Source organism: Peptococcus simiae, from assembly GCF_046097595.1.
GTDB classification, from domain to species: Bacteria; Bacillota; Peptococcia; order Peptococcales; family Peptococcaceae; genus Peptococcus; species Peptococcus simiae.
In genome coordinates this window covers 65,301-83,121 of record NZ_JBJUVG010000008.1, presented here as the reverse complement: position 1 = coordinate 83,121, position 17,821 = coordinate 65,301, and the positions used below count along the sequence as shown (strand labels likewise).

19 protein-coding genes are annotated in these 17,821 nt (G+C 58.0%); 7 read left to right on the top strand and 12 right to left on the bottom strand.

Annotated features, from left to right (window positions below; translation table 11 throughout):
* Positions 1–6: 6 nt before the first annotated feature.
* Both ACKQTC_RS06565 and ACKQTC_RS06560 read right to left on the bottom strand, forming a co-directional pair.
* The gene (locus ACKQTC_RS06565) at positions 7–1,602 is read right to left on the bottom strand and encodes a DNA alkylation repair protein (RefSeq protein ID WP_408977638.1); all 1,596 of its coding nucleotides are present in this window, start codon (positions 1,600–1,602) and stop codon (positions 7–9) included.
* Complete coding sequence (locus ACKQTC_RS06560) at positions 1,599–2,147, bottom strand: hypothetical protein (protein WP_408977637.1); 549 nt, start codon at positions 2,145–2,147, stop codon at positions 1,599–1,601. Before ACKQTC_RS06560 ends, ACKQTC_RS06565 begins: the two co-directional genes overlap by 4 nt.
* 118 nt (positions 2,148–2,265) lie before the next feature.
* On the opposite strand from ACKQTC_RS06560, the gene ACKQTC_RS06555 reads away from it, so the two are divergent.
* From ACKQTC_RS06555 to rsmI, 6 genes are all read left to right on the top strand, one after another.
* Positions 2,266–3,615 carry an Orn/Lys/Arg family decarboxylase gene (locus tag ACKQTC_RS06555; protein WP_408977636.1) on the top strand — a complete coding sequence of 450 codons (1,350 nt, stop codon included), beginning with the start codon at positions 2,266–2,268 and terminating at the stop codon, positions 3,613–3,615.
* A gap of 78 nt (positions 3,616–3,693) precedes the next feature.
* Entirely contained in the window at positions 3,694–4,497 is an 804-nt protein-coding gene (locus tag ACKQTC_RS06550) for a CPBP family intramembrane glutamic endopeptidase (protein ID WP_408977635.1), read from the top strand.
* Between the two features lie 48 nt (positions 4,498–4,545).
* Positions 4,546–5,571 carry a DNA polymerase III subunit gene (locus tag ACKQTC_RS06545; protein ID WP_408977634.1) on the top strand — a complete coding sequence of 342 codons (1,026 nt, stop codon included), beginning with the start codon at positions 4,546–4,548 and terminating at the stop codon, positions 5,569–5,571.
* Between the two features lie 68 nt (positions 5,572–5,639).
* Positions 5,640–6,809 (top strand): regulatory iron-sulfur-containing complex subunit RicT, encoded by a 1,170-nt coding sequence (ricT, locus tag ACKQTC_RS06540; protein ID WP_408977633.1) that lies wholly within the window; start codon positions 5,640–5,642, stop codon positions 6,807–6,809.
* Positions 6,793–7,494, top strand: coding sequence for a tRNA1(Val) (adenine(37)-N6)-methyltransferase (locus tag ACKQTC_RS06535; protein WP_408977632.1), 702 nt, complete (start codon positions 6,793–6,795; stop codon positions 7,492–7,494). The genes ricT and ACKQTC_RS06535 overlap by 17 nt, the downstream gene beginning before the upstream one ends.
* A 22-nt stretch (positions 7,495–7,516) precedes the next feature.
* Positions 7,517–8,347 (top strand): 16S rRNA (cytidine(1402)-2'-O)-methyltransferase, encoded by an 831-nt coding sequence (gene rsmI / locus ACKQTC_RS06530; protein WP_408977631.1) that lies wholly within the window; start codon positions 7,517–7,519, stop codon positions 8,345–8,347.
* A 106-nt stretch (positions 8,348–8,453) separates the two neighbouring features.
* On the opposite strand, the gene mscL is transcribed toward rsmI, so the two are convergent.
* Complete coding sequence (gene mscL, locus ACKQTC_RS06525) at positions 8,454–8,894, bottom strand: large-conductance mechanosensitive channel protein MscL (RefSeq protein WP_408977630.1); 441 nt, start codon at positions 8,892–8,894, stop codon at positions 8,454–8,456.
* Between the two features lie 23 nt (positions 8,895–8,917).
* Positions 8,918–9,103 carry a hypothetical protein gene (locus tag ACKQTC_RS06520; RefSeq protein ID WP_408977629.1) on the bottom strand — a complete coding sequence of 62 codons (186 nt, stop codon included), beginning with the start codon at positions 9,101–9,103 and terminating at the stop codon, positions 8,918–8,920.
* Positions 9,104–9,355: 252 nt separating this feature from the next.
* Here ACKQTC_RS06520 and ACKQTC_RS06515 point away from each other — a divergent pair, with 252 nt between their 5' ends.
* Entirely contained in the window at positions 9,356–10,765 is a 1,410-nt protein-coding gene (locus ACKQTC_RS06515; RefSeq protein ID WP_408977628.1) for an alanine/glycine:cation symporter family protein, read from the top strand.
* Positions 10,766–10,801: 36 nt separating this feature from the next.
* Here the strand turns inward: ACKQTC_RS06515 and ACKQTC_RS06510 are convergent, their stop codons facing one another.
* The 8 genes from ACKQTC_RS06510 to ACKQTC_RS06475 form a co-directional block, all read right to left on the bottom strand.
* On the bottom strand, positions 10,802–11,557 hold the full coding sequence (locus ACKQTC_RS06510) for an alpha/beta fold hydrolase (RefSeq protein ID WP_408977627.1): 756 nt from the start codon (positions 11,555–11,557) through the stop codon (positions 10,802–10,804).
* 65 nt (positions 11,558–11,622) lie between these two features.
* The gene (locus ACKQTC_RS06505) at positions 11,623–12,675 is read right to left on the bottom strand and encodes an ABC transporter substrate-binding protein (protein WP_408977626.1); all 1,053 of its coding nucleotides are present in this window, start codon (positions 12,673–12,675) and stop codon (positions 11,623–11,625) included.
* Positions 12,676–13,008: 333 nt separating this feature from the next.
* Positions 13,009–14,079 (bottom strand): ABC transporter substrate-binding protein, encoded by a 1,071-nt coding sequence (locus ACKQTC_RS06500; protein WP_408977625.1) that lies wholly within the window; start codon positions 14,077–14,079, stop codon positions 13,009–13,011.
* Positions 14,080–14,103: 24 nt separating this feature from the next.
* Complete coding sequence (locus ACKQTC_RS06495; RefSeq protein ID WP_408977624.1) at positions 14,104–14,241, bottom strand: hypothetical protein; 138 nt, start codon at positions 14,239–14,241, stop codon at positions 14,104–14,106.
* On the bottom strand, positions 14,241–15,014 hold the full coding sequence (locus tag ACKQTC_RS06490; RefSeq protein WP_408977623.1) for an ABC transporter ATP-binding protein: 774 nt from the start codon (positions 15,012–15,014) through the stop codon (positions 14,241–14,243). The genes ACKQTC_RS06495 and ACKQTC_RS06490 overlap by 1 nt, the downstream gene beginning before the upstream one ends.
* A complete protein-coding gene (locus ACKQTC_RS06485) occupies positions 14,990–15,805 on the bottom strand; it encodes an ABC transporter permease (RefSeq protein ID WP_408977622.1) in 816 nt (271 codons plus the stop codon). Before ACKQTC_RS06485 ends, ACKQTC_RS06490 begins: the two co-directional genes overlap by 25 nt.
* A 12-nt stretch (positions 15,806–15,817) precedes the next feature.
* Entirely contained in the window at positions 15,818–16,630 is an 813-nt protein-coding gene (locus tag ACKQTC_RS06480) for an ABC transporter permease (RefSeq protein ID WP_408977621.1), read from the bottom strand.
* A gap of 70 nt (positions 16,631–16,700) precedes the next feature.
* Positions 16,701–17,807, bottom strand: coding sequence for an ABC transporter substrate-binding protein (locus tag ACKQTC_RS06475; RefSeq protein WP_408977620.1), 1,107 nt, complete (start codon positions 17,805–17,807; stop codon positions 16,701–16,703).
* Positions 17,808–17,821: the final 14 nt, after the last annotated feature.

Here is a 17,821-nt window from a genome sequence, read left to right as displayed (position 1 = left end):
AGGTCTTTATTTGATGGGCCCCTGGCGTAAAAAGGCCAGGAGGTCGTCGGCCACATAGCTGTCTTCCTGGTAATCGAACGGGATACCGGCAGCCTGGAAGTCGGCCTTGAGCTGGTCGTAGAGGCTGCCCTGGGCGGTGATAATCTCGCCCGGTCGGCGGCCAGCCTGGATAAAGCGGCTCATGAGCCGGTCCAGGAGGCGGACCTGCCAGCTGGGCGAGTCGGCCTCTTCCCGGTCGATAAAGACATCGGTCCATTCGACGCTGCCGGTATCTAGGTCGACCAGGTAGACGGCCCGGGGCTGGCGGCCGTCGGCCACCGGACTAAAGAGATAGAAGAAAAAGAGTTCCCAATGGCTGTCGGCTTCAGGCAGGGCCCGGACCCGGGCCAGGGTAAAGGGGGCCAAGAGGGGCGAGGCTGGGGCTGGCGCCAGGGGCTGGTCTGTCGGCCGCACCCGGTCCTGGTCCAGGATAAAGCGTCTGGGGGCCTGGAGGACGACCGGGCCATTTTTTAAGATTCCCTGCTTGAAGAGGTCCAGGACACTGGTTAGGATGTGCCTTAGCTGGTCTTCTTCGGCCGGGCTGGCGGGCCGGCTGGGCTCGCCGGGCAACCGCCGCTCGATGACCATGGGCAGGTCCTTGGCCACCCGGAGTTCCAGTCGGTCCAGGTCCTGGGCAGCCACGTAGCCCACGGCATCATCCCGCTGGACGGCCTGTTCTGCCCAGGCCCCGGCCAGGCCAAAGGCAATCCGGCAGATGATGACCTGGTTTTCATAGAAGAAGCGGACCACCGTCAGGGCCCGGTTGGGCCCGCTATAAAAGCTGAGGGGCTGACCGGCCAGGGCCCCCTGCCAGGGGGCGTAGGTCTTGAGCCGCCGTAGGGCCTCGGCAACGGTCAGGAGCCGGGGCTTTTGCCGCAGGCGGTTTAAAAGGGCCTTGTGGTCCGGGGGAATCCGCCGGCTTTCGCAGGCCTTGGTGAGGGCCAGGCGGCGGGTGGCCGGGGCCAGGCTGGTGCAGGCCTGGATAAAGGGGTAGGCAATCGCCCACTGCTTGGCCAGGGCGGTGGCCATATACCAGGCCACCATGGTGTGGACATAGTAGTGGTCCGTGGGCACAGCGGCCACCTGGATCAGGTGGTCGGGTCGGAAGGCCTCATCCAGGAAAAACCGCTCCATCATCCCAATGCCAAAGCGGACGGTATAGGGGGCCGGGCTCCCCAGCCAGCGGCGGAGGGGGCCGGCCAGGAGGTCCGGCGCCCAGGCCAGGGAACGTGGACGAAGGGCATCGCAGACGGCCCAGTTATCAACAAAAGGCAGGAAGGCCTCGACCTCGGCCAGGGTGGCCGGGCCCTCCTCATTGTCATTGATGAGGTAGGCGTGGATGAGGTTTTCTTCATGGCTGGCATGGGGCAGGTCGGCCATAAAGGCCGCCCGGGCCGCCGGCTCCTTGCCCAGGGTCCGGGCCAGGCGGTTCAGGGTCTGGGCCCGGACCCCCAGGATGGGGGCAGCCGGCAGGCTTTGAAAGAGCCCCTCGCTAAAGGCCTTGTAGTCCGGCTCAGCGGCTTCCTGTAAGGCCCGGGTCATATTATCTAGGTAGTCACTCATGGGGCCTCCTCCTCAATCAGTGCGGCGACATCCCTGTCATAGTTGGACCAGGGGTAGTCGGCCAGACCTTCATCAGCCTGGCCCGGTGACGGTAGGCCGTCATGGGCAAGGGCCTTGGCCACCTGCCAGCCGTCCCCATGTCGGACCATGAGGAGCTGGTAGCTGCAGGTCCCCTTTTTTTCCGGGCCGACGGTCCAGTCAAATAAGAATTGGGCCTGGGCCGATTGGTCATCCAGGGCCCGGGCCTTGCCGTCAACAAAGCTGAGGGCTCCGGCCGGCTCATACTTGTCCAGCCGGTAGGCAACCAGGTCCCGGAGGGCAGCTGCATCCGGGGCGGTATTGTCTTCAGCGCTGGTGACCAGGTCGGCAATAGGCGAAAAGTGGTCTTTAATAAAGGCCTCCCCGCTGGCCCGGATGGCCTGGCGGTCCTCCGGGCTGAGCTGGGGCTCCTTAGGAGCCTCAACAAAGGCCTGGACCCCCAGGCCCACCAGGACCACACCGGCGAGCAGGCAAAGGCTGGCTATAATCATCAAGGCTTTCTTCATGGTCTACCCCCTCCATCGTTCGCTGTCATCTCTTCCATCAGCCGGGCAAGGACAGTTTATCTCCCCGGTCAGCTTATGCTACAATAAACTTATTATACAAGATAAAGGAGCAATCGCCATGGGGAATTTTTTATGGCAGGCTTTAACCGCCTATACCGACAAAAACCGGCAATCGGCCCATACCCCGGGCCATGGGGCCGGGCAAGTGGTCCCGCCCCGCCTGGCTGCGGCCTGGGGCGAGGCCATCTTTCGCTATGACCAAACCGAACTGCCGGGCCTGGACGTTTTAGCCGAGGCCGAAGGGGTCCTGGCCCAAAGCCAGGCCGATGTGGCTGCCTGCCACGGGGTCGCCTTTGCCCGTTACCTGGTTGGCGGGTCCACCGCCGGCATCCTGGCCATGTGCCTGGCCTTCTGCCGCCAAGAGACCGTCCTGGTCCCCCGGCATGCCCACCACAGCATCCGCAATGGCCTGGTCCTGGCCGATGCCCGGGCCATCGACTTGCCGGTGGACATCGACCCCCGGACCGGAGCCATCCTGGGGGTCTCTAAGGCCAACCTGGAGGCGGCCCTGGCCGCACACCCTGAGGCCCGGGTCTTCTGGCATATTGACCCCTCTTATGACGGGGCCCGGGCCTTGGAAGCCCTATCCGCAGCCCGGGCGGCCGGCCTCCTTATCCTGACCGACGGGGCCCATGGCGCCCATTACGGTTTCCACCCGGCCTACCCCCGGCCGGCTGAAGGGGATGTCCGAGTGGTCTCCAGCCATAAGACCCTGCCGGTTTTAACCGGGGCCAGCCTCCTCCTGGGCCGGTCCTCGGCCCAGGAGGAGGCCCTGGACCGGGCCCTGCAGATGGTCCAGACCTCCTCCCCCTCCTACCTCATGCTGGCCGCCTTAGAGGCGGCCTATGACTGGCTGCCGACGGCAGCTGCCCAGGCCCAGATGACCGAGGGCCTGGCCCGGCTGGCTGCCCTCCGCCGGGACCTGGCTGGGACCCCCCTGGCGGTCACCGTCTATGATGACCCCCTCCGCTGGACCCTCTCCGCCCCCGGCCTGACCGGCCTGGCCCTGGCCGAAAGGCTGGCCGCTCTCGGCCTGGATGTCGAATTGGCCAATAGCCGGACGGCCCTCCTCCTCTGGCCCTTGACCGGGCCCCGGGTAGGCGGAGCCCGGGCCCTCAAGGCCCTGGCTGGCCAGTTGACCCCGGGGCCGGACCGGCGGCCGCCCCTGGCGCCCCTGCCCCTACCGAGGGTCTACCTGGCACCCCAGACAGCCTTGGCGGCGCCCAGTAAGCTGGTCCCCTTGGCCGAGGCCGCCGGTGCCATTGCCGCTGACAGCCTGGAAGTGACCCCGCCGGCCATTCCCCTGGTCCTGCCCGGTGAGGAAATCAGCCCGGCCATTATTGAGGCCGCCCTGGCCGCTGGCCTATCGCCAACCAGGCTGGTGGCCGTCCTGGAAGAGACCCCCTAATTTTTTCTTTTTCTATATTTTACATATGCCCTCTGACCGCATAAAATGCTAAAAGACCATTTTATGAGGAGGACACACATGATCCGAAAACAAACTGCTTACCTGGCCTTAGCGATAGGCCTCTACCTATTCAATCAACTGACCATGACCCTTTTCTTTGGACCCCTGGCCCCCTATGCCGACCGGATTTGTTCGGACCCAAACTTTATCGGGGTCCTATCGTCTGTCTTTCAAATCCTGGTATACACTCCCCTCTTCTTTTTCCTCTTTAAGGGACAGACGGACGGGCTGGCATCCGTACACCAGCCTCGGGCGATGCTCAGTCCCCACCAGGTTTTCCTAATTGCCCTGGGTCTGAGTGGGCTCACCGGGGTCTGGCTCGCCCTGGTTGAAAACCACCTGGTCGCCTTCCCGGCCATAAAGAAGAGTTTTGCTGTCTTTATGAAGGCCATGGAAGGGGGTAGCGATGATTCCCTTGTCCTGGGCCTCCTCTACAGCACCCTCCTGGCGGCCCTCATGGAAGAGCTCCTCTTCCGGGGGCTCATCCACAATAGCCTGAAGGCCTTTTCCCGGTCGCCGGCCTTTGCCATCATTGCTACCGGGATCCTCTTCGGCATCTGGCATGCCCTCCTGGTCCAGTCCATCTATGCCGTCCTTGGCGGGTTGATTTTTTCCTATATTTACGAACGGACCGGCCGGCTCTCGGTGACCATGGCCATTCACTTTATCAATAACTTTATCTCCTCCATGGTGCCCGAGCTGGCCAAGGTCTTCCCCCCGGCCGACCAGGTCTATGAGGGCCTGACCCTGGCAGCTATCCCCTTCCTTTTCTATTACCTGGTCAAGATCAGACCCGCCCGCCAGACCCGCCCTTCTAGCTAGGCTGGCCGAGGCCTGCCCCTATTCCTTTTTAACTTGGAGGTGTTTCCTATGCAGCTTTCTGAATTACGCGGTGAAGGCCGGGTCATCCGCCAGTTAAGCCAGGCCCTGGCGGCCGGCACCCTCCCCCACGGCCTCCTTTTTATTGGTCCGGAGGGGGTCGGCAAGGGGGCCGCTGCCCAGGCCCTGGCCACCCGCCTCCTCTGCGACAACCCCCAGGGGATCGATGCCTGTGGCCAGTGCCCGGCCTGTGGCTATATGGCCAAGGGCGCCCATCCGGACCTCTTAGAACCGGCCAAGGACCTGGGCCCGGACCAGACCATCGGCATTGCCCGCTTGCGCCAGCTCCTGGATCAACTGGCCACCACCAGCCATGGCCGGCAAACGGTGGTGGTTATCGAAGGGGCCGACCGGTTGACCCGGGAAGCGGCTAACGCCTTTTTAAAGACCCTGGAGGAACCGGCTGAGGACATCACCTTTATTTTAACAACCACCCATGCCGAAGCCCTACCTGAAACGGTCCGGTCCCGCCTGGCCAGCTACCTCTTCACCCCCCTGCCGGCTGCTGACGTGGCCGCCATCCTGGCCGCTGAATCCCCCGACTACCGGCCGGCCCAGGTTGACCTGGCTGCCGGCCTCTCGGGCGGCTCTGTCGCCAGGGGCCGCCGCCTGCTCCAGGACGATGGCCTGGTCAAGGAAAGGCAGGATTTTTTCCGCCTCCTGGACACCCTGCCCCAGCGCCACCCGGGCCTCCTGGTCGAAGATGTCCAGGCCCTCAGCCAGGTCCCCGGGGAAAAGCGGCCCAGTCGGGGCCTGGTCAAGGGCCGCTTTCGCCGCTTTTTAGGCTATGCGGAAAGCTACTACTTAAACGGGCTAAAGACCCTTTTAGCCATTCCCGCCAATACCCATATCCCGGCCCCGGCCCTGCCTTCGGCCCAGGCAGGCAGCCAGGTCCTGGCCCGGATTCGCCAGGGCCTCCGCCAGCTGGAAACCGGTGCCGACCCGGGCCTGGTCTTTCTCATCACCCTCCTGGCCATCCGCCGGCTCCTGGCCCCCGGCAAGGCTAGCAAGGGTTAGGCCTTTTTGGTATAATAAGCCCATCGGCTGCCGACAGGATGCAGCCGGTTTAAGATAGGAGAATGTTTATGACTGAAGCCATTGCGGTCCAATTAAGACCCGCAGGAAAAATATATGATTTTGCCGCCCCGGACCTGCCCCCGCAAGCAGGCAGCAAGGTTGTTGTGGAAACAGACCGGGGCCTTGAACTGGGTACCGTTGTCAAGTCCCCCCACCAGGTCGATGAAAAAAGCCTGGACCACCCCCTCCAGCCCATCGTCAGAGAGGCCACCGTCGAGGACCTGATTCAGGCTAAGGAAAATGAGCACCACTGTGCCGAAGCCTTTGCCATCTGCGAAGAAAAAATCCAGGCCCATGGCCTGGACATGAAGCTCATCGAGGTGGAAAGAACCCTGGACGGCAACAAGCTGATCTTTAACTTTACCGCCGAAGAACGGGTGGACTTCCGCGACCTGGTCAAGGACCTGGCCTCCATCTTCCACACCCGGATTGAACTCCGGCAAATTGGCGTCCGTGATGAAGCCAAGCTCATCGGCGGGGTTGGCATTTGTGGCCGGACCCTCTGCTGCCACAGCTTTATGACCGAGTTTTCCCCGGTCTCCATCAAGATGGCCAAGGAGCAGAATTTATCCCTCAACCCCTCTAAAATCAGTGGCTGCTGCGGCCGCCTCCTTTGCTGCCTCAACTTCGAAAACGACAACTACCTGGAATGGCACAAGACCTGTCCCGGCTGCACTGCTGCAGACGTCGCCGCTAAAATGCGGGCTGAACGGGAAGCGGAGCAGAAACAGACCAGGGCCAAGGACCCCTTTGCCCATATGGAGTCGGTTCCCATTGCCGGCGAGAGCCAGGTCGACAAGGCCAAAGAGGGCCAGCACCGGTCCGGTGAAGAGGGCCGAGAAGGCCGGAAGGGCGCCGGCAAAGGCCCCCAGAAGGGCCACCATAAAGACCAGCATAAGGACCGGCACAACCGCTCCACCGGTAAGGGCCAGCGCCCGGCCAAAAAGACCCGTCCCCAGCCGGATAATGGCACGGAAATCATCATCGAAAGCGCCGAACCCATTATCGAAGAAAAACGGCCCCGGAAAAATAACCGCCCCCACCAGCACAGGGGCAACCGAAAGAATAAGACCAATAAACCGCCCCGGTCCGAAAACCGGGATAACCGGAAAGAAGGCGACCGCCAACATAAAAAGCGGCCCTTTTCCAAGGGGAAAGCCCATGACAAGAGCAAGTGACCTCCCTGATGACTGCCTCTGGAGCGACATCGGTGTGGCCGGCTGGTCCCTCTACGAGAGGGCCGGCGGCCTGCGCCACACCATCGATGCCTACCTTCTGGCCCGGTATGCCACAGACCAGCTGCCGCTGCCCCGGTACATTTACGACCTGGGCAGCGGCACCGGTATTATTAGCCACCTCTTGGCCGCCGCCTGGCCGGAAAGCCGGGTCCTGGGCCTGGAGCTCCAGCCCAACCTGGTCGCCCTATCCCAGGCCAGCGCCGCCCGCAACGGCATCGCCCCGGACCGGCTGACCTTCCTTGAGGAAGACCTCCGGACCCCTTCAGCCCGGCTGGCCAACCGGGCCGACCTGGTCGTGGCCAACCCGCCCTTTTACCGGGTCGGCCACGGGGCCGCCGCCCAATCCGATGAGCGCAGCATTGCCCGGCATGAAATCCACCTGGACCTACCCGCTCTCTGCCGGGCCGCCCGCTATTATTTACGGCAAAAGGGCCGGTTCTGCGTGGTCTACCGGGCCGCCCGGGCCGATGAACTCATTGCCGCCTGCCTCGCTGCCGGCCTCAAGCCCCTGAGTCTCCAGCCCTATGCCTCCAGCCGGTCCGGCCGGACCAGCCTGGTTGTCCTGGACTGCCAATTTGAAGGCCGGGGCGACTTCAGCATCCGCCCACCCATCCGCTTAGACTAGGGTTCGCCCGGAAAGGAGCCCCATGCATACCCTCTATCTCTGTGCCAGCCCCATTGGCAATTTAGAAGACGTGAGCCTCCGCCTCATCCGCACCCTTAATGAGGTCTCCCTCATTGCCTGCGAAGATACCCGGACCAGTGCCACCCTCCTGGCCCGGTATGACATCCATACCCCCCTGACCGCCTACCATGACCACAATAAGGCCCGGGAAACCGACCGGCTCATCGACTATTTACTCACCGAGGGCGACCTCGCCCTCTTAACCGATGCCGGCATGCCAGCCGTCTCCGACCCGGGCTATGAACTGGCCTGTGCCGCCCAGGACCGGCAGATCCCGTTAACGGTCATCCCAGGCCCATCGGCCGTCCTGACCGCCCTGGTCCTGGCCGGCCTCCCGACCGACCGCTTTGTCTTCGACGGCTTCCTCCCTAAAGGCGGAAAGGCCCGCCGGGACCGGCTCAAGGACTGGGCCAGGGAGCCCCGGACCATCGTCTTTTTTGAAGCCCCCCACCGGATTCTGGCCACCCTGGCCGACCTGGCCGACCACTTCCCCGACCGGCAAGTGGCCGCCTGCCGGGAGCTGACCAAGCGCTTTGAAGAAGTGGTCAAGGATACCCCCCAGGGCCTTTTAGACCACTTCAACGAAAACCCGCCCCGGGGCGAATTTGTCCTGGTCATGGCCGGGGCCCCCAGCCAGGCGCCGGACCCTGAGGCCGCCGCCAACCTGGCCCGGTCCCTGACCCGGGAGGGGATGCGGACCAAGGAAGCCGCCAAAATCGCCGCCGAAAAGACCGGCGTCTCCAAGCGGCTCATCTATCAGGCCCTCATCGCTGATGACCGCCAGGCCGATTAAGGACCGACCCGGGCCTAGCTACAAGCAAAACCAGCCCATAAGAAAAGTCCCTCCTCATCATCGAGGAGGGACTTCCCTATTTAGAGACTATTTGCCAACTGCTCATCTATACTTTCTTGCCTTGGTCAGCCTTTAAAAGGTCTCTAATTTCCGTTAACAGGTCTTCCGTTGACGGGGCCAGTGCTTCTTCAGCCGGGGCCTCATCCTTGGCAAACCGTTCCTTGCTTCGCTGTAAGAGGCGGATGACGGTAAAAATACAGAGGGCAATGATTAAAAAGTTAATGATGGTATCGATAAAGGTACCGATATTGAGGGTATTGGCCTCTTGGATGACCTGGCCATTTTCAACAATGGCTGGGGTCAGCTCATACTTAATGTCGCTAAAGCTGATCCCGCCGGTGATGGCCCCAATGAGGGGCATGATGACATCCGTTACCAGGGAGCTGACAATTTTCCCAAAAGCTCCCCCGATAATGACACCAACGGCCATATCGACCACATTACCCTGGTTGATAAAGTCTCTGAAGTCTTTTACGAATGAACCCATCTGACTGCTTGCCGCCTCTTTCCCTATTTAATATCCAGGATGCGCTTGATCATATCAAAGTCCGGCAGGTAGTCGGTCAGATTGTATTTTTTGACGACCTTATAGCCGCCAACCAGGGCGAGGCCCCCTACCAGCAACTTAAAGACCTTCCCTAAAAGCATGGGAATCCCCTTGATCAAAACAACCGCTTTCATTAATTTAGCAACCATAGTCAATCCTCTTCCTCTCTTTTTATCTTCTTATTACAAAACTAAAAATAATACCTAACCTTCCTTGGTCTACTTCTTTTTATTTACCCATTTCAGATGGTTTTTATAGAGTTTTTTTATGAACAACCTGTAAATAGATAGCCCCTTCCGGGCCGGCAATATTTTTTAAAAAATAAAGCGCAAAAGTATCGTAAAGGCGTCAACCATGCTATAATAAACGGGATAAATATCTTAAAAAGGGGAGGTTTAATCATGCAAGAATTTATCACAAACTTTACAGATACCATCAGTGGCTGGCTCTACAGCTATATCTTGGTATTCCTCTTGAGTGGGACGGGGATTTACTTCACCCTCCGCTTAGCTTGTGGCCAGGTCACCAACCTGCCCCATATGTTTAAGCTCCTGGGTGAAACGACCAGCACCGCTCAACACGACAACGGGATTACCCCGTTCAAGGCTTTTTGTATTTCAGCTGCATCCCGGATTGGTACCGGGAATATTGTCGGGGTGGCGGTGGCCATTTCCCTGGGTGGGCCCGGGGCGGTCTTTTGGATGTGGGTCCTGGCCTTCTTAGGCGGGGCATCCAGCTTTATTGAATCCACCCTGGCCCAAATTTACAAGGTTAAAAATCCGGATAACACCTTCCGGGGCGGCCCGGCTTATTACATTATTCAAGTGCTCGGCAGTAAGCGGATTGCCTACCTGTTCGCCATTATTATTTGTATTACCTATGGCTTCTGCTTTAACGCCATGCAGGCCAATACCTTAGCCGGCGCAGCCAAAACAACCCTCCACTTACCGACCTGGGCCACCGGCCTCATCTTAATGGGCCTAGCCGGCTGGATTTTCTTTGGTGGGGTCCATCGGATTGCCGATGTCACCGGTAAGATTGTCCCGGTCATGGCTGTCATGTACATCTTTGTCGCCTTATTCGTATTTGTTAAAAATATCGGCTTTGTCCCTGAAATGTTTGCCATGATCTTTAAAAATGCCTTTGGCTTCCAGGAATTTGGTGGGGCAGCCTTAGGGGTAACCATCATGCAGGGGGTCAAGCGGGGACTCTTCTCTAACGAAGCCGGTATGGGTTCTGTCCCCAATGCAGCCGCTACGGCAGATACCTCTCACCCGGCTAAGCAGGGCTTTGTCCAATCCCTAGGGGTCTATGTGGACACCTGGTTTGTCTGCACCGCTACGGCCTTCATCGTCCTCTTAGGCGGGGAAGACTTCTACGGTGGCGACTTGGAAGGGCTTCAAATTACCCAACAGGCCCTGGCCAATGAAGTAGGCAGCTGGGGGATTCCCTTCCTCTCTGTCTGCATCTTCCTCTTCGCCTTTAGCTCCATCATTGGGAACTATTACTATGGCGAATCCAATATCGAGTTTATGGGCGGCCAGAAGAAGCACCTAAATATCTTCCGGGCCCTCTGCTGCTGCCTGCTCTTCTTAGGCTCTGTCGGCGACTTCTCCATCGTCTGGAACTTCGGCGATATCTTCATGGGCATCATGGCCATTATCAACTTACTGGTCATCCTGAAAATTGGCGGCATCGCCCTGGAAACCTACAAGGACTACAAGGCCCAGCTCAAGGCCGGTCAAGACCCGGTTTTCCATTCCAGCCGGATTAAGAGCATTACCACCCACTTAGAAGCCTGGGATAAGTAAAGCGCCCACAAGCGACCTCTTAGGAGGTCGCTTTTTTTATAGCCGCCGGGCCAAGAGGCCCAGGAAGCTGACATAGTCGGCCAGGGCATCTAAAACCACCGTATGGCCGGCCTCCGGGAAGGTGACCAGGGGAACGGCCAGGTCCCTGGCCAGGTGCCGGGCCTGGGCCAGGGGCACCAGCCGGTCATGGCCTGACCCGGTCACCACGGCCGCCGTGTGCTTGAGGGGCGCCACCCGGTCGATGCCCCGGGCCAGCTCTTGGGCAGAGGCCGCTGCCACCGCCGGCTTGACCCGGCAGGCATCCTCATAAAAGAGGTCATCGACCAGCCGGTGGTCCCGGACCGTCTGGCGGGCAAAGAGGTCCACCAGCCCCTTGCCCAGGGGCCGGGGGGCCTTTTGCACCGCCCGGAGGCCCCAAGCCACCGGCCAGCCCCGGCGGACCAGGCCATTTATGGGGGCCAGGGCCGGGTAGGGGGTATTGGAAAAGACTGCCCAGGGGAGGGTCAGGGTCCGGTCCTGTAAGGCCCGGAGCAAGATCTGCCCGCCCATTGAAAAGCCCACGACCACTTGGGGCCGCTGTCGGCGAATCCGGCCGGCTACCTGGTCGGCATACCAGGCCAGGTGGCCGCCAGTCCGGGTCGGCCGGCCGATATCATCATAGCCCGGCAAGGGCTGGAGGACCACGTCATACCGGTCAGCCAGGGCTCGGGCCAAAGGAAGGTAGCGTTTACGGCTGTGTAACCAGCCGTGAATCAGAAGCAAGCGAGGTTTTACCACGCCATCAAAACCCAAGCATACATGATCTATCCCCTCTCTTCAAAAGGCCTGCCGCCGGCAGGTCTTTCTTCTCTCACCAGCTACTGTAGGGCCTGGGCCGCTTTGAGGTAACTGGTATCAATACCAAAATTTTTCTCTGCCAGTTCCGTATAATTCCGGTCGGCAAAGCGGTTGGTCTGGGTCAAAAACCGGGCCACCTCGTCCATCCCCCGGGCCAGGTCGCCATTTTCCATCAGGGCCAGCTGGTCTTCAAGGGATAAGAGCCGGTGGGTTTGCCGGTCCGTGGCCACCTGGTCTTCCGTTAAAGTGGCGCCGGCATAATCCTTGAAAAAGGCCACCAGGTCCTTATCGGCCAGCTCATCAATGCCGGCTGCCTCCCGGCTGACATCTGCCAGGAAGGTGGCCAGGACCTCCTTATTGTTCTCAGCCCAAGTGCTATTGGCTACATAGAGCATGTACTGGTGGATGCCCAGGTCACTGCCCTTGGCCACCTGCTCGACCCCACCGGCGATGCTTTCAGCCTGGTAGGTATAGGGGGCCCAGAGGGCAACCAAATCAGCGGTCCCATCCCCCAGGGCCTGGAGGCACTCTTTCGGTGACCCATACTGGAGGTTGACATCTGCCTCTGTCAGGCCTAAGTGGGTCAAGTAGGCATGGACCAAGGCATGGCCGCTGGAGGCCTGGGTCACATAGATGGTCTTGCCCCGGACCAACTCACTTGTCCCGGCCAGACCGCCGGTCTTTTCGGTTAAAATGGGATGGCCGGCCTTGGTCAAAAGCCAGTTGGCATCGCTTTCTTCAGCGGCCACCCCGACAATGGTCAAGTGACGGTTCAGGACGCCCAGCAGGGCCGGGACCGCCCCAACATCGCCAATTTGCCATTTTTCCAGGGCCCCGTCTTCAACAAGCCTAATCCCGGTCTGGTAGCTTTTCAGGTCATAGCCCTTGGCCTGGTCCCCTTGGAGGGCCGCATAAGCCGGCCAGGCATCCAGCTGGTTCAATGTTGCCACTGTCAGGCCCGGCCCTTCACCAGCGGGCAGGCTGGACCCCGGCGCCCTATCCCCTGCGCCACAGGCCACCATCGTCATTAGTAGGGTCAGCGATAAACCGATACCCAATAGCCGCTTAAACATAATGATTCTCCCTTCTACCAAAAATGCTCCCCGCTTACCGGAGAGCCACCACCCCATAGGCCGATCATCCGGCAAGCCGTGACCTATAGGGACCAACCTATGCCATTATCCGACGGTTCCCCGCCGGGCTATCATCATCAGACCTTGAAAGGATTATTTATTTATATATTAGTTTATTTAATAGGTTGTGTCAATATAATTTATTATTTTTTTAGAATAAATAGATAACTCCAGCCGGTTGGATAGAAGCGGAAGGAAAATAAAAAATCCCCCTCTGATAGGAGGGGAACTTTTACTTTACACTTTTCTGGCCAAACCTTGGGGGAGACCAGCTTACTTTGCATAGCCCCGGGCCGCTTCCAGGAAGCGCTTATCCAGGTAAAAGTGGTTTTCTTTCGCCAGGGCGACATCTTCTGCAGCCAGCTTATCATTCGCCACTTGGTCCTCAGCCAGGTCGGCTAAAGTGGTTTCCAGGCTACCGTTCTCAAAAAGGGCCAATTGTTCATCGATCCGATAGAGTTGATGCCGGTTGATTTCTTCGGTCACATCATTATCAGAAATGGTCATCCCGGCATAACTTTTGAAGAAGTCTTTGACACTGGTGTGGATGCCACCGCCACCGGCCTGGTAGCTGGCCACTTGACCATCGGTCATGGCTAAGAACCTGGCCACGGCTTCACTTTCATCAGCAGAAATATTTTCCGGCACGACATAGAACATATAGGAGGGCAGACCTAGGTCCGCAGCGGTTTTCACGACCTTAAAACCCTTATCCAGGGCCCGGTAGAGGGCCGGAGACCAGAGGACCAGGAAGTCCCCATCCCCGGCTTCAAAGGCGGAAATGGCCGTCTGCTGCTCTACTGTCCGGATGGTAATATCGTTTTCTGTGAGGCCCAGGTCCTGGAGCCAGGCCGCCAATAACTGGTGGGCGGAAGAGACGGAGGTCACTAAAACCGTAGCCCCTCTTACTGCCTCGGCGCTATTGCCTTCATTGAATACCGGTGAGTCTGCCCGGGCTAAGATGGCATTGGCTGCACTTTCTTCAGCAGCCACGCCCACAATTTTAGCCTTATAGCGGCTAGCGGCCATCAGGGCCGGTAACTGACCGATATCCGCCAGGGTAAAGGCCTTGGCGGGAATCCCCTCAACGGCCTCCATCCCCGAATCAAAAATCGTCATATCCTTATCTGTGATTTGTAAACCGTACCGGTCTGTTGCCCCATCCTGGACAGCATTAACCAGGGGCCAGGCATCGATCTGGGCCAGGGTCGCCACCTTAATGGGGAGGGTCTCCGCTACAGCACTGCTGGTCGCCTCATCTGACGAACTGGGCGAGCCGGCACAGCCTGTAACCAGGAGGGTCACCGCTAGGAGGACCGCTACAAGAGGTGATATTTTTTTCATAGGCAACTCCTTTTTATCGGGCAATCAGCCGCCATAGCGCCGGGTCAGCCAGGCGACTAAAAAGAAGATTAACCGTCTGAAGAGGATAAAGGCCAAGACCATTCCTGCAGCCACCGCCAAGGTGAGCCAATTGCCCTGGGTTAAGTCGAATAAACGATCCATTAGAGCACCAAACTCATGCTGTCGGAAATTTCCTGGCGCAGGCGCAGGAATTCTTCACTCAGCAGGTCCCGCGGCCGGGGGAGGTCAATGGTAAAGGTGGTCGCCAGGTGGCTGGGTAACTTACCATCTAAGATAATAATCCGGTCTGCCAGGTAGATGGCCTCATCAATATTCGAGGTCACGAAGAGAATGGTCCGCTTTTCCGCCTGCCAGACCCGTTCAATTTCCTGTTCCATTAAAATCCGAGTCTGGGCATCCAACTGACCGAAGGGTTCATCTAAAAGGAGGAGCTGGGGCTCATTGACATAGGCTCGGGCAATCCCGACCCGCTGTTTCATCCCCCCGGAAAGCTGGTGGGGGTAGCTCTTTTCAAAGCCGGTCAGGCCCACCAGGTCGATGTACTTTTGCGCCTTTTTGAGCCGGTCTTCCTTTTTAACCCCCCGCAGCTTGGGCCCCATGGATACATTGCCCATGACCGTCTGCCAGGGGAAGAGCATATAGCGCTGGAAGACATAGCCTACCTGGGTCCCGGGGCCCTTGACTTCTTCGCCGCCAACGACCACTTTACCGGTTGTCGGCCCTTCAAAGCCGGCAATCAGGCGGAAGAGGGTCGTTTTACCGGCCTGCCCCGGGCCCAGAATGACCACAAATTCATTTTTATAGACCTCAAAGTCCATCGGTGACAGGACTTTTTTCTTACCGTAATCCTTGGAAATATTGGTACAGGTGATGACCCGATCCCCATCTTCTATTCGCTGATGTTGCGTTTCCATGGGCACAACCACCTTTCAAGATAGGTTAAAAAGAGTGAGGACAGGAAGCTGACCAGGCAGATGGTTAAAATCCCGCCAATGGTCATGGCAATATCATCCTGCTTCATACCGATAAATGTCAGATAGCCGATCCCTTCCCGGGCCCCGACCAATTCTGCAGCGACCACGCAGGTCCAGCCGGAGGACAGGGCCACCTGAAGACCGGCAAAAATAGCCGGCAGGGAGGCCGGGAAGGTGACCTGGGTTTGTTCCTGCCAGTAATTGGCCCCCAGGTTACGGACAGCATCGTATAATTCCGGGTCCACCAGGCGGATCCCATTATAAGAGTTCAGGATACAGGGGACCACGCAGCCGATAAAAATCAGGAAGATTTTAGAGGTTTCCCCTAGGCCAAACCATAAGATAGAGAGGGAAATCCAGGCAATGGGCGGCATGGGCTTGAAAAATTCAAAAATCGGCCGGATGACCGCATGGGCGAACTTACTGAAGGCCATGATAACCCCGGTGGGTATCCCAATAGCTGCCGCCAGTAAGAAGGCGATGATGACCCGGCGGAAGGAAATCCACACATGAATGGGCAGAGTATGGCCAGCATAGGGCTCATGCATGAGCTCTACCCAGCGCAAGAGGACCTCATGGGGCCGGGGCATGATGGCCAAGAGGCCGCTTTGGACAGCCAGGTCCCAAATCAGTAAAAATCCGATAATAGAGATGGCATTTAAGACACGTTTGTTGCGCAGGGCCTTCACCAAGGGGTTGGGGCCCTTTACTGTTTCGACTTGACTAGACAAAGGAATCCCCTCCTATCGATCTTCGCCGCGGCGCATCCCTTTAACCAGGGCCCGCTCAATAAAGGCAATGACAATGGTGACAGCCACCCCGGTCAGGGCCACCATGACCATCCCTAAAATAATCATATCCGGCATGAGGAGCCGCCGGCCCATCTGAATGAGGAAGCCCAGACCCGCATCAGCACCGACCAATTCCGCTGCGACCAGGCAGGTCCAGGCCGAAGCCAGAGCCACCTGCAAGCCGCCGAAGACCATGGGCAGGGCCGAAGGGACGCAGATATTTTTAAATATTTCCCAGTTGCTGGCCCCATAGGTCCGGGCCATCCGGATAAAGGTGGGGTTGGTCTGGGCCACCCCGGAATAAGAGTTAATAACACAGGGGACCAGGGCCCCTACAAAGATAATAAAGACCTTACTGACCAGGCCGGTCCCAAACCAAATAATAACCAGGGGAATCCAGGCCGGAGACGGCACCGGCCGGACCAATTCAAAAATCGGCCGGACCAGCCCATCAAAGGTATAGAACCAGCCCATGGCCAGGCCCAGGGGGATCCCAATGGCCAGGGCTAGAAAATACCCTGTTAAGGCCTCTGTCAGGCTCACCTTGATATGGGTAACCAGCAGAGCCCCATCCGGTGCTTCATTGCTTAACTTGGAAATAAAGAGCTCTACCACCTGCGTCGGTGACGCCAGGTAAAATTCTGAAACAATCCCGAAACGTACAATTCCTTCCCAAAAACAGAAGAAGACAATCACCGTAATAATTGAAATTGCTGTATAGAAAGACCTTTTACGTTGCGGCCGAGTGATGTTCTTGGTTGACATACTTTCACTCCTAACCAACCGATGAATAAAGAGTGGCTTGCAGCACTGGGCCACAAGCCACGGTCACATGTTATTCAGACGGGCTGACGTCCTTAGCTGCCTTCAAGTATTCATCAGTAATATTGAAGTGTTTTTCTTTTAACTGAGCCAATTCATCTTCCGTAAACTTCCCTTGGCGGACGAAGAAGTCACCAATGTCAATCATCCATTTTTCAACATCACCGGAAGCCATTAATTCAAGCTGTTGGTCGACAGTGTAAAGTTCATGACGTTCAATATCCAGCTTGGTTTCTTCTTCACTGAATTTCATAGCCCCAAAATCTTGGAAGAATTTTTGCAAGTCAGGAACGAGTGCTTCGCCCTTGCTATTGTATTCGTCTACCTTGGAAGAGGTCATAGCCAGGAAGCGGGCAATGGTGTCCTTATTTTCCTTAGCCCAATCTTTTGGTGCAAAGTAAAGCATGAGGGTGTTGGCATTGACATCCTTACCGGTAGCAACGTCTTTCCAGCCCTTACCATAAGCCTGGTAGAGTTCCGGGCTCCAGAGGGCCAGGAAGTCCCCTTCGCCGGATTCAAAAGCCTTGATGGCCTGGGGTTGTTCCAGGTTCTTAATGGTGACATCCTTATCCGTTAAGTCCATGGATTTCAGCCATTGGTCAACGACAAAGTGGGCGGAAGAAACGGTAGCTACTAAAATGGTTTTCCCTTTAACGGTTGCCGCATCGCCCTTGGCTGTTTCAAATTTAGGATTGGTCACCTTTAGGGCCGGGTTGTCTTCCCGGGCCACAATAGCGTTGGCCGGTGACTCGTTAGAAGCAATCCCCACGACTTCTGCATCATAGCGGAGGGCCGCCATGAGCACCGGTACAGAACCGGCATCCCCGATCTGCCAGGCGCCGGAAATCATAGCCTCAACCATAGGCATCCCTGAGTCGAAAAGTTCCATAGAGCTTGAAGTGGACAGGCCAGTTAAACCGTATTTTTCAGCAGTCCCATCTTCAATAGCCGAATAAGCCGGCCAGGTATCAATCTGGTTCAAAAAGCCGAATACCAGGTCACCGCTTCCTGCAGAACCGCCTGCAGCCGAACTGCTGTCTGCGCCGCCACCGCCGCAACCGGCAAAAGTCGCTACAGAAAATGCCGCCAATAATACCATGGCCAATACCTTGCGTTTCATAAAATTTTCCTCCT